This is a genomic window from Novosphingobium sp. HR1a (assembly GCF_015594425.1).
Taxonomy (GTDB): Bacteria; Pseudomonadota; Alphaproteobacteria; order Sphingomonadales; family Sphingomonadaceae; genus Novosphingobium; species Novosphingobium resinovorum_A.
Genome location: NZ_JABXWS010000117.1, coordinates 1 through 10,699 on the forward strand (window position 1 = coordinate 1; position 10,699 = coordinate 10,699).

Here is a 10,699-nt window from a genome sequence, read left to right on the forward strand (position 1 = left end):
GTGTGGCTTGGACGCCATCTCCTCCCGCAGCCGGCCCCCGCCGGTGTCGAGCTGCATGACGTTCTGCATAGCAAGCTCGATCTCGATGACCGGCAGAAACGCCAGATCGATCTTCTCGAGAAGCGTTTTGCCGTGCGCCGCCAAGCACTGGAGCTTGAACTGAGAGCTGACAATGCGCGGCTTGCCGATGCAATCGAAGCCGAACATGGTAATGGTCCACGGGTCGCCGCAGCCGTCGATCGGTCGCATCAGGCAATGGGTGAACTGCAAAAGGAAACGCTCAGCCATATCTTCGCCATGCGCCAGATCCTTCGCCCGGATCAGGCCAGAACTTTTGACCAGGCGGTGGTCCATGCGCTCACCGACAATGTGCGGTGAGCCTCGACTTCACGGCGTTTTCGGATGGTGAACTGGCTGCGCTGACCCTGAGTGGACGGCAGGCGGCATTCGCTGAAATCATGAATCGGCATCAGACCTCGATCTTTCGTCTGGTGCGTGGCCTGGTTGGCGACGCTGACGAGGCGCTTGATCTCACCCAGGATTGTTTCGTGTCGGCCTTTGGCCATTTGCGGAAATATGACGGGGAGCGCCCGCTGCGCGCCTGGCTTTCGCGGATCGCGATCAACAAATGCCGCGATTGGCGGCGCCGCCAAAAGGTGCGGCAGTTTTTCACCTTAGCCACAGCGGCACCCGAACAGGAATGGGAAGCTATCGCCGATGACAGCCCGTCCGCCCATGACAGCGCAGCCGGGAAACTGGAGTTGCAACGCTTGAACGCGGCCATGGCCAATCTTTCAGCGCCGCTACGGGAGGTTCTTTTGCTGCGAACCGTCGAAGGGATGACACAGGCGGAAACCGCCGCCGCTCTCGCGATTAGCGGCAAGGCCGTCGAAACGCGATTGTACCGGGCACGGACGCGACTTGCGGAAATTTTGGCCGAACCATGAGGGTTCGGCCCGTTTCATGCGTAAGGCAGAGAGAATGCAGCGGATAAAGCAGGCTCTCCGAGCCGGGTCCGCCGAATGGAGCAAGGGAGATTACATGACCCCGGTATTGACCCGCCGCGATATGATCCGCAGCGCAACGCTCGCCGGTGGCGGCCTTGCCTTTTCCGCTTGGATGCCAGCGTGGGCGCAGCCCGTTTCCTCAGGTATCGTCAAACCGCTTCCCACGGTTTCGGGCAACGACATCGCTCTTACAATCGCCAGGCAGACGATGGTGATCGATGGCCGGAAAATGCGCGCCATCGGGGTCAATGGAACAGTACCTGCGCCTTTGGTCCGGCTGCGCGAGGGGCAGACGGTTCGTCTGCATGTGACCAACGATCTTGACGAGGACAGCTCGATCCATTGGCATGGCGTGCTTGTCCCGCCGCAGTTTGACGGCGTGCCGGGCGTGTCATTTCCCGGCATTCAGCCCAAATCCACGTTCGTCTATGAGTTCCCCATCATTCAGAACGGTACCTATTGGTATCACAGCCATTCGGGCCTCCAGGAGCAACTCGGCCATTATGGTCCGATCGTCATCGATCCTGCGGGAGTCGATCCAGTCCAGTATGACCGCGAACATGTTATCGTGTTGGCCGATCACAGCGCGATTTCGCCAGAAGCAATCTTCCGGCGGATGAAAGTGGACGCGGGCCATTTCAACTTCCAGCGTCAGACGCTTGCCGGCCTGCTTTCCGGGCGCGACCAGACGCTCAAGGATCGCCTCGACTGGGGCAAGATGCGGATGGACCCGACCGATATTTCCGACGCTACGGGGCCGGCATACACCTACATCATCAACGGCTACGGACCACGCGACAACTGGACAGCGCTCTTCAAGCCGGGCGAGCGGGTCAGGCTGCGCTTTATCAACGCTTCGGCGATGACGACCTTCAACATACGGATACCAGGGCTTCCGCTTAGCGTGGTGCAGGCTGACGGTCAGAACGTCCGGCCGGTTACTGTCGATGAATTTCAGATCGGTGTGGCTGAAACCTACGACGTGATTGTCACCCCGCCCGATGATCGGGCGTACACGCTCGTCGGCGAAGCCGTCGACCGCTCAGGCATGGCGCGTGCCACGCTTGCGCCGCGCGCCGGCATGACGGCCGAAGTGCCGCCGCTGCGCGAGCGGCCGCTTGCCACGATGAAAGACATGGGGATGGACATGTCATCGATGCCGGGCATGGAAGGCATGGACATGTCGGGAGGCGGAATGTCTCAGATGCGCGGCGTCGATCCGACTGCTGAAAAAAATCCTTCCGCGAAGCTTGCGACCGTGGGCGCCGGTGCCATGGCAATGGACGCCGCCGCTGGCGGAAATGCGATGGGCGGTATGGACCACGCTGCAATGGCCGGGATGGATCATTCCAATATGGCGGGTATGGCCGCAAGTGGCGGCGCAATGACGGGCATGGACCATGGCGCCATGAGCGGACAGCAAGGCGCTATGCCGGGAATGGATATGGGGTCCATGAAGATGGGTCCGATGAACATGCGCGACTTCTCCAAGGCGCCGCAGGTCAAGAGGGGACCGGGCGTCCAGACGATCTCTCCCATGCCAATGGACCGTACCGGTGACCCCGGGCAGGGCCTCGAAAATGTCGGCCATAAGGTTCTTGTCTACAAGGATCTCATGGCGCTGGAACGCAATCCGGATGTCCGGGCGCCAGACCGCAGTCTCGACATTCATCTGACGGGCAACATGGAGCGTTTCATGTGGTCGTTCGATGGCGAGAAGATGTCTGATGTTCATGAACCGATCCCGTTCATTGAAGGCGAGCGGGTTCGGATCAACCTTATAAATGACAGCATGATGGGCCATCCGATCCACATCCACGGCCATTTCTTTGAGTTGGTCACAGGGCATGGGGATCATGCGCCGCGTAAACACACGGTCATCGTGCAGCCTGGCGGCAAGGTCACATGGGACTTTACCGCAGATGCGGTAGGTGACTGGGCATTCCATTGCCACCTCCTCTACCATATGCACGCCGGGATGATGCGCGTCGTAAGCGTCCGTCCGAAGGGAGAGGCTGCATGAAGCGCTCTCTGACGGCACTGTTCGCCGGTTCGGCGATGCTGCTCGCCATGCCCACGATCGCTCAAGGTCAGTCGATGCAGGGCATGGACCATTCCAGCATGCCCGGCATGACGATGCCGGCGAAGAAGCCCGCGCCAGTGAAGCGCGCAAAAAAGCCGGCTTCCCGGAAGCCCGCGCAAAGGGGGGCTGCGCCAAGACGAGCGGCGCCCGCAAAGCCTGCCGCCAATCACAGCATGGAAGGCATGGATCATTCGGCCATGCCTGGGATGGCGATGCCCCAAGCGGGTCCGGTGAACGACAAGGCAATGCCGGCAATGGATCATAGCGCCATGCCGGGCATGAACATGAGCAATAGCGGTTCTACGCCGAAGGCAGACGACATGCAGGGCATGAACATGTCGAGCGAGCACGCCGGTCACGACATGGAGGCCATGCAAGCCATGGAAATGACCGGAACCGCTCTTCCGGCGGGAAATGCCCCGGCACCCACGCCGCCGATGGACCATTATGCCGAAAGGCAGTTCCCGGCCGCGGACATGGCACAGTCGCGAATGGCGATGATGCGCGAACAGGGCGGGCAATCCTTCTCTCAGGTGATGTTCAATCTTGCCGAATATCGCGTGGTCGAAGGTCGCGACGGCTATCGCTGGGATGGCGAAGCCTGGTTCGGCGGGGACATCAATCGCCTGACGTTAAAATCGGAAGGCGAAGGGGCATTTGGCGAACGGTTGGAGAGCGCTGAAATCCAGGCGCTATACAGCCGAGCGATCGGCCCATATTTCAACCTTCAGGCGGGTATCCGCCAGGACTTCAAGCCTAGTCCGTCGAGAACCTATGCCACAATCGGCTTTGAGGGCCTCGCTCCGTATTGGTTCGAAGTGGAGGGCGCGCTCTTTCTGTCGAACAAAGGAGACCTGCTCGGGCGCCTTGAAGGTTATTATGATCAGCGCATCACACAGCGCCTGGTCTTGCAGCCAAGGGCAGAGCTCAATTTTTCCGCCCAAGATGTGCCCGAAAATCACATCGGCGCGGGCCTATCCAGCGCCGAGCTCGGACTGCGCCTTCGCTACGAGATCACCCGTCAGTTCGCGCCCTATGTCGGCGTGTCCTATGACGCTAAGACCGGACAGACCGCTCGATATGCGCGCGCCGACGGTGAAGATCCAACCTCAACGAACTTTGTCGCGGGTGTCCGGATCTGGTTTTGAAGCTGAATGAACGCCGAGACGTTCATCACGTCAAAAGGACTGCAAGAGAGGAACGACAGATGGACCAGCATGACGATCAAAAGCATCATCCAATGAAGATGGGATATGGCCGCTTCGCCGCGATGATCGCCACTTCGACCATCGTCATGTTCGGACTCATGTATCTCAACACCTATGCATTGAGCCATCTGGCTTTCAGCCAGACGAGAAGTTGGATGGCTGTCGTCATGGGCGCGACAATGGCGATCATCATGCTCGGCTTCATGTGGAGCATGTACAAGAACACGCGCGTAAACATCGCGATCACAACGGCGAGCCTCGTTATATTTGCGATCGCACTTTGGCTGGTACGCAGCCAAGAAACCGTGGACGATGTGTCATACATGAAAGCGATGATCCCGCACCACTCCATTGCGATCATGACCAGCGAACGCGCGCACATCAAGGATCCGGAAGTCCGAAAACTTGCTGATGGCATCATCGATGCGCAGGTTCGAGAAATCGCACAAATGAAGGCGATGATCGCAAGGTTGGAGCAAAACCCTCCCGCAGCAGATGCCCCGGACCTCGCATCCTATCGTGACCGCCAAGTCGCCCCGCCGCCCCCGCAGACAGATCAGAGCACCGGCATAGATACGCTGCAACCGATCAAATAAGACAACAGGGCAGAGTGAAAATGACGATGAAAGCTATCACCATAAAATCTGCGCTTGTAAGCTTGGTGATGATGATGACCACTGGCGCGGTTGCCGCCGCTCCAATCCTCATCCACCGGGATCCTGGTTGCGGCTGCTGCGAGAAATGGGCTGAACAGGTGCGAGCGCAATTTGGACGTTCTGTCAGAATCGTCGATGATCGCTCCCGCACCGCTTTCCAACGTGCGCGGGGCGTTCCATCACCGCTCTCCTCCTGCCATACTGCGGTGATCGATGGGCTCGTTTTCGAGGGCCATGTCCCGGTCGCCGACATGAAACGGCTTCTGGCGCAGCGTCCCCGCGGTGTCAGCGGCCTCGCGGTTTCAGGAATGCCGATCGGCTCACCTGGCATGGAAGTACCCGGCCAGCGGGCGCAGCCCTATGTCGTGATTGCATTCGGATCTTCAGGCCAGCGCATCTTCGCTCGCCATTAAGGCTAATCTTCATTTGGTTCTGAACTGGGCTTTTGCTAGAAATACTTGCCGTGAAACGTTTTCTCACCTCCCTGCTTCTGATCGGAGCGCTATTTGGTCTCTTTGGAGCCCAGATGGGGGCGGCGCGGAGTGTGCCGACGGCGATAGCCGCGCCAAAGGCGATGGCGATGGACGCGGATTGCATGGCAATGATGGCCAAGCAGAAACCCGCGCCTGAAAAGCAGCCTTGCAACGGCCTTACGCTCGACTGCATCGCCGCCATGGGATGCGTAGTTCCATTGGTCACCGCCGACTTTTCCACGGACATTCCCCAGGCTCGCGTTTATGGGATACTAGGCTTTTGGCCGACCGATACCGTCCTGATAGGCAAGTCTTTCGCGCCCGATCCGGCCCCCCCCACGATTCTTGGCTGATTGAACTTATGTGTCCGGCACACGCGCATCTTTGCGTGGCGGCGTGACCTCTTCAATTCAGACAAGGATATTCGTGATGAACAAGATGATGATTCTGGCTGCCATGACGGCCGCCTTCAGCTTTACCGCGCCTGCCCTGGCAGATGCTTCGCACGGGTCTGCCCAAGGCCATTATGAATGGCGATCGGTGCCGCAATATGGTCCGCGCGCGACGGGTCCGGCCCAGAAGCGGGTCTGGGTTGCGGATCATGCGCAGATGGCGAACTGCAACTGCGATATGATGCAGATGAGCGCTGACGATTGCATGGCCACCATGCATCGTGGCCACGACAAGCCTTCGGCCGGCTAATCTCGGGTTCCCGGCCATAAGAGCAAGGCCAGGCGCACGGCGTCGGCGTGGGATCAAAATCCCGCGTCGGCGCCGCGTTGGCAGCTCTGTGATCGCGTGCCGGGGACTCCCGAACGGGAGATGTTCATGCGCACCCTTTTCCTCGTCGTGCCGCTGTTTGCGATGCCGACAGCCGCCCTTGCTGGGCCTCTTCGCTTCGAGGAGGCGCTAGCGCGTGCCGAAGCGCAGGCTCCCTCGCTTGCAGCAAAGGCGCTGGAGGCCGATGCACGCCGCTCGGCCTTGCCCGCTGCTGGACAGCTTCCCGATCCCAAGTTCGGGCTTGGGATCGACAATTTCCCGGTATCGGGTCCGCCGGCAGGCAGTTTCGTTCAAGACAGCATGACGATGGCCCGGGTAGGAATCTCGCAGGAAGTTTCCAATGCCGCCAAGCGCCATGCGCGCGAAACGCGGGCGCAGACAGATATCCAGGCCGCCGAAGCGGCGCTGCTGTCGGAGGGCCGGCGGGTCAAGGTCGCGACGGCGCTGGCGTGGATCGATCTCGCCAGCGCTGAGCGCCGTCTCGCAGCCATCAATGCGATCCTTGCCCGGCTCGCTCCCCTTCCCGCCACGGCGAAGACGGGCATCATCTCGGGTACGGCGCGCCCCGCGCAGACATTGCAGGTGCGGCAGTCACTTGCGGCCCTGGAAGACCGGAGGAGCGAACTTGCGGCTGATGTGGGACGCCAGCGGGCTCTCCTCTTCCGCTGGACAGGCGAACCGTCGCCCGAAACCGTCGGCGACATTCCCATGCTCCCTGTCGACGCGGAGGCCCTGCGCGCCGCGATAGCAACGCATCCCCGATCTTGGCGTGGCCCATGCGCGGGTCGCCCAGGCCGAGGCGGATGTTGCGGTCGCCCGCGCCGATAAACGCCCCGATTGGGGCTTCGACGTTGCCTATCAGCGCAGGGCTGACCGCTATGGCGACATGGTTTCGGCAGGCGTCACGGTCAGCCTGCCCCTTTTTGCAAAGCACCGGCAAGACCCGATGATCGCCGCCAGCACGGCGAGCGCAAGCGCTTCGCTGGCCCAGCAGGAGGATATGCGCCGAACGCTCCTTGCCGATCTGGAAGCGGGTCTCGCCGATCATGTCATGCACCATGACCAGTGGATGCGCGCGCGGGACATATTGCTGCCGCTGGCGCGCAGCCGGGCAGACCTTGAAACCGCCAGCTATGGCGCGGGCCGCGCCGGGCTGCTTGATGTGATCGAAGCCCAGTCCATGCTCGCCGACGGCGAATTGCAATTGCTCGACCGGGAGGCCGAGGTCGCGCGCGATGCCGTGCGGCTCGTCTTTACCTTTGGGGGGACCAACCAATGAAATTCGACACAAGCTCGCGCGTGCAGCTTGGCGCCGCCGCGTTCGCCCTTGCGCTTGCCGCAGGGGGTTTTGGCTATGGCCTCGCGAACTGGCGCTATGAAGACGCCGCAACCGCACCGGCACAGAACGGCCGCAAGATCCTCTACTGGTACGATCCCATGGTTCCGAGCCAGCATTTCGATAAGCCGGGCAAGTCGCCCTTCATGGATATGGAGCTTGTCCCCAAATATGCCGATGAGGCAACGGGCGGCGATCCTGGCGTGACGATCGATCCCGCACGCACACAATCGCTTGGTCTTCGGGTCATGGAAGCACGAACCGGCACGCTGGGGTCGAACCTCACGGCCACCGGCACGATCGACTTCAACGAGCGCGACGTCGCCATCGTTCAGGCGCGGTCCGGCGGTTTCGTGAGCCGAGTTTATGCGCGCGCGCCCGGCGATGTGATCGGCGCGGGCGCACCGCTTGCCGACATATTGGTGCCGGATTGGGCAGGCGCGCAGGCGGAATATCTGGCGGTGCGGCGGACGGGCGATGCGGGCCTCAGCCGCGCCGCCCGCCAACGTCTCCTTTTGCTCGGTATGCCGGAAGGCATAGTTGCCGCCGTGGAGCGGAGCGGGCGACCGCATAATGTGGTGACGATCTCGACACCGACCGGCGGCACCATCAAGACGCTTGGCGTCCGGGCCGGGATGACCGTGGCAAGCGGGCAGACATTGGCAGAGGTCAATGGCTTGGGCACGGTATGGTTGAACGCCGCCGTCCCGGAGGCGATGGCCGGGAAGCTCCGCCCCGGCCAGAGCGCGACCGCGACGCTCGCCGCCTATCCGGGTGAGCATTTTGCGGGCCGTATCGCCGCAATCCTTCCGAGCATCGCTGCCGAGAGCCGAACCCTCTCCGTGCGGATCGAACTCCCCAACGGAGGCGGCCGCCTGCGCCCCGGTATGTTCGCGTCGGTCGATCTTGGCGGCACGGCAAGACCCGCCTTGCTGGTTCCGTCAGAGGCGGTCATCCAGACCGGCAAGCGTGCGCTCGTCATGCTGGCCCTACCGCAAGGGCGTTACCGGCCCGCAGAGGTGCGAACCGGCGCCGAAGCCGGAGGCCAGACCGAAATCCTGGCCGGACTGGCCGAGGGCGAGAAGATCGTCGCTTCCAGTCAGTTCCTGATCGATTCCGAAGCCAGCCTTTCCGGCATCGAAGCGCGTCCGATTGCGGACGCAACCGGCGCGACGCGTGCCGAAGCCGCATCGATCGGTGCCTATCGGACGACTGGCGAGATCACCGGCATCGCGGGCGACCGGATCACCTTCAACCATGAGGCCGTCCCTGCCCTCAAATGGCCCGCCATGACGATGACGTTCAGGCTTGGCGCTCCTGCACTCGCCCGCGGCTTCAAGAAGGGCGACCGTGTTGCCTTCAGCTTCGATCAAACCGCAAACGGGCCTGTCATTCGCACGCTGCGCCGGGAGGTGGGCCAGTGATCGGCAGGCTCATTGGCTGGTCGGCCAATAACCGGCTGTTTGTGGTCCTTGGGGCACTCGCGCTTGTTCTGGGCGGTCTGTTCGCTGTCCGCAGCACGGCGATCGACGCCTTACCCGACCTTAGCGACACACAGGTCATCATCCGCACCAGCTATCCGGGCCAAGCCCCGCAGATTGTCGAAAACCAGATCACCTATCCGCTCGCCACGACCATGTTGTCGGTGCCCGGCGCAAAGACCGTGCGTGGCTATTCCTTTTTCGGCGACAGCTTCGTCTATATCATTTTCGGGGATGGGACCGATCTCTATTGGGCGCGCTCGCGCGTCCTTGAATATCTCAATCAGGTCCAGGGCCGCTTGCCCGACAGTGCCCGTAGCGCGATCGGTCCCGACGCGACCGGGGTGGGCTGGGTCTATCAATATGCGCTAGTCGATCGCATGGGCGGCCATGACCTCGCCCAATTGCGGTCATTTCAGGACTGGTTTCTCCGCTATGAGTTGAAAAGCCTGCCCGGCGTCGCCGAAGTCGCCAGCATCGGTGGCATGGTCAAACAATATCAGGTCGTTCTCGATCCGGTGAAACTCGCCGGTTACGGGATCACGCACGCGCAGGCCGTCGCGGCGATCGGGCAGGCCAATCAGGAAACCGGCGGGTCCGTTCTCGAACTGGGTGAGGCCGAATATATGGTGCGCGCTTCGGGCTATCTTAAAACGCTCGATGACTTTCGCGCCATACCGCTGCGCACCGCCAGCGGCGGCGTGCCGGTGACGCTGGGCGATGTCGCGACCATCCAGCTTGGCCCTGAAATGCGCCGGGGCATCGCCGAACTGGACGGCGACGGCGAAGTGGCCGGCGGCGTCGTCATCCTGCGCTCGGGATCGGACGCACGCGCCACCATTCAGGCCGTGCGCGACAAGCTGGAGATATTGAAGAAGAGCCTGCCCCAAGGCGTTGCGATCGTGCCCACCTATGATCGCTCCCAGCTCATTGACGCAGCCATCGACAATCTCACGCATAAGCTCGCCGAAGAATTTGTGGTGGTAGCGATCGTTTGCGCCCTGTTCCTCTGGCATGTGCGCTCGGCGCTGGTCGCCATTGTCACCCTGCCCCTTGGCGTGCTGGCCGCCTTCATCGTCATGCACGTCCAGGGCGTCAACGCGAATATCATGTCGCTGGGCGGGATTGCCATCGCGATCGGCGCCATGGTGGACGCCGCGATCGTCATGATCGAGAATGCCCACAAGCGGATCGAGCAATGGGAGCATGACCATCCCGGCGAAACCCTGGCCGGGGCCACACGCTGGACCGTCATCACCGATGCGGCGCGCGAAGTGGGGCCGGCCCTCTTCTTCTCGCTCCTCATCATCACCCTGTCCTTCGTGCCGGTTTTCACACTCGAAGCGCAGGAAGGGCGGCTGTTCGCGCCGCTCGCCTTCACCAAGACCTACACCATGGCGGCGGCGGCGATCCTGTCCGTGACGCTGGTGCCGGTGCTGATGGGCTGGCTCATCCGGGGCAAGATTCCGTCCGAGCAGGCCAATCCGGTCAATCGCGCGCTGACGCGTCTCTACCGCCCCGCTATCGACTGGGTGCTGAAGCGGCCCAAGGCAACCCTCCTCCTGGCGGCGCTTGTTTTCCTGACGACCGCCTGGCCCCTGTCGCGGCTTGGCGGCGAGTTCTTGCCCGCCATGAACGAGGGCGATCTTCTTTACATGCCCTCTGCCCTGCCCGG

General features: G+C 61.9%; 12 protein-coding genes. All 12 read left to right on the top strand.

Annotated elements, in window-relative coordinates; genetic code table 11:
• Positions 1 to 378, top strand: a 378-nt coding sequence (locus tag HWN72_RS30115) for a periplasmic heavy metal sensor (RefSeq protein ID WP_211152248.1), incomplete at its 5' end; no start/stop codon positions are given.
• Positions 375 to 947, top strand: coding sequence for an RNA polymerase sigma factor (locus tag HWN72_RS30120; protein WP_211152249.1), 573 nt, complete (start codon positions 375 to 377; stop codon positions 945 to 947). The genes HWN72_RS30115 and HWN72_RS30120, both read left to right, overlap by 4 nt.
• A 94-nt stretch (positions 948 to 1,041) precedes the next feature.
• Positions 1,042 to 3,030, top strand: a complete 1,989-nt coding sequence (locus HWN72_RS30125) for a copper resistance system multicopper oxidase (protein ID WP_211152250.1) — start codon at positions 1,042 to 1,044, stop codon at positions 3,028 to 3,030.
• Positions 3,027 to 4,238: a copper resistance protein B gene (locus HWN72_RS30130; protein WP_211152251.1), complete on the top strand. Its 1,212-nt coding sequence runs from the start codon at positions 3,027 to 3,029 to the stop codon at positions 4,236 to 4,238. Before HWN72_RS30125 ends, HWN72_RS30130 begins: the two co-directional genes overlap by 4 nt.
• Before the next feature lie 59 nt (positions 4,239 to 4,297).
• Complete coding sequence (locus HWN72_RS30135; protein WP_211152252.1) at positions 4,298 to 4,894, top strand: DUF305 domain-containing protein; 597 nt, start codon at positions 4,298 to 4,300, stop codon at positions 4,892 to 4,894.
• Between the two features lie 68 nt (positions 4,895 to 4,962).
• Entirely contained in the window at positions 4,963 to 5,367 is a 405-nt protein-coding gene (locus HWN72_RS30140) for a DUF411 domain-containing protein (protein ID WP_228168136.1), read from the top strand.
• Between the two features lie 50 nt (positions 5,368 to 5,417).
• Positions 5,418 to 5,780: a hypothetical protein gene (locus tag HWN72_RS30145; protein WP_211152253.1), complete on the top strand. Its 363-nt coding sequence runs from the start codon at positions 5,418 to 5,420 to the stop codon at positions 5,778 to 5,780.
• A 76-nt stretch (positions 5,781 to 5,856) separates the two neighbouring features.
• On the top strand, positions 5,857 to 6,129 hold the full coding sequence (locus HWN72_RS30150; RefSeq protein ID WP_211152254.1) for a hypothetical protein: 273 nt from the start codon (positions 5,857 to 5,859) through the stop codon (positions 6,127 to 6,129).
• A 126-nt stretch (positions 6,130 to 6,255) separates the two neighbouring features.
• The gene (locus tag HWN72_RS31750) at positions 6,256 to 7,035 is read left to right on the top strand and encodes a TolC family protein (protein ID WP_309141607.1); all 780 of its coding nucleotides are present in this window, start codon (positions 6,256 to 6,258) and stop codon (positions 7,033 to 7,035) included.
• Positions 6,977 to 7,486, top strand: coding sequence for a TolC family protein (locus tag HWN72_RS31755; RefSeq protein WP_309141608.1), 510 nt, complete (start codon positions 6,977 to 6,979; stop codon positions 7,484 to 7,486). Before HWN72_RS31750 ends, HWN72_RS31755 begins: the two co-directional genes overlap by 59 nt.
• Entirely contained in the window at positions 7,483 to 8,967 is a 1,485-nt protein-coding gene (locus HWN72_RS30160) for an efflux RND transporter periplasmic adaptor subunit (RefSeq protein WP_211152255.1), read from the top strand. The genes HWN72_RS31755 and HWN72_RS30160 overlap by 4 nt, the downstream gene beginning before the upstream one ends.
• Positions 8,964 to 10,699, top strand: a 1,736-nt coding sequence (locus HWN72_RS30165; RefSeq protein WP_211152256.1) for an efflux RND transporter permease subunit, incomplete at its 3' end; no start/stop codon positions are given. The genes HWN72_RS30160 and HWN72_RS30165, both read left to right, overlap by 4 nt.

Excerpts from the sequence above, each read along its gene's own strand:
- HWN72_RS30160 (WP_211152255.1), top strand. The coding sequence starts at position 7,483 with ATGAAATTCGACACAAGCTCGCGCGTGCAGCTTGGCGCCGCCGCGTTC.
- HWN72_RS30125 (WP_211152250.1), top strand. The coding sequence starts at position 1,042 with ATGACCCCGGTATTGACCCGCCGCGATATGATCCGCAGCGCAACGCTC.
- HWN72_RS31750 (WP_309141607.1), top strand. The coding sequence starts at position 6,256 with ATGCGCACCCTTTTCCTCGTCGTGCCGCTGTTTGCGATGCCGACAGCC.
- HWN72_RS30135 (WP_211152252.1), top strand. The coding sequence starts at position 4,298 with ATGGACCAGCATGACGATCAAAAGCATCATCCAATGAAGATGGGATAT.
- HWN72_RS30130 (WP_211152251.1), top strand. The coding sequence starts at position 3,027 with ATGAAGCGCTCTCTGACGGCACTGTTCGCCGGTTCGGCGATGCTGCTC.
- HWN72_RS30140 (WP_228168136.1), top strand. The coding sequence starts at position 4,963 with ATGATGATGACCACTGGCGCGGTTGCCGCCGCTCCAATCCTCATCCAC.
- HWN72_RS30150 (WP_211152254.1), top strand. The coding sequence starts at position 5,857 with ATGAACAAGATGATGATTCTGGCTGCCATGACGGCCGCCTTCAGCTTT.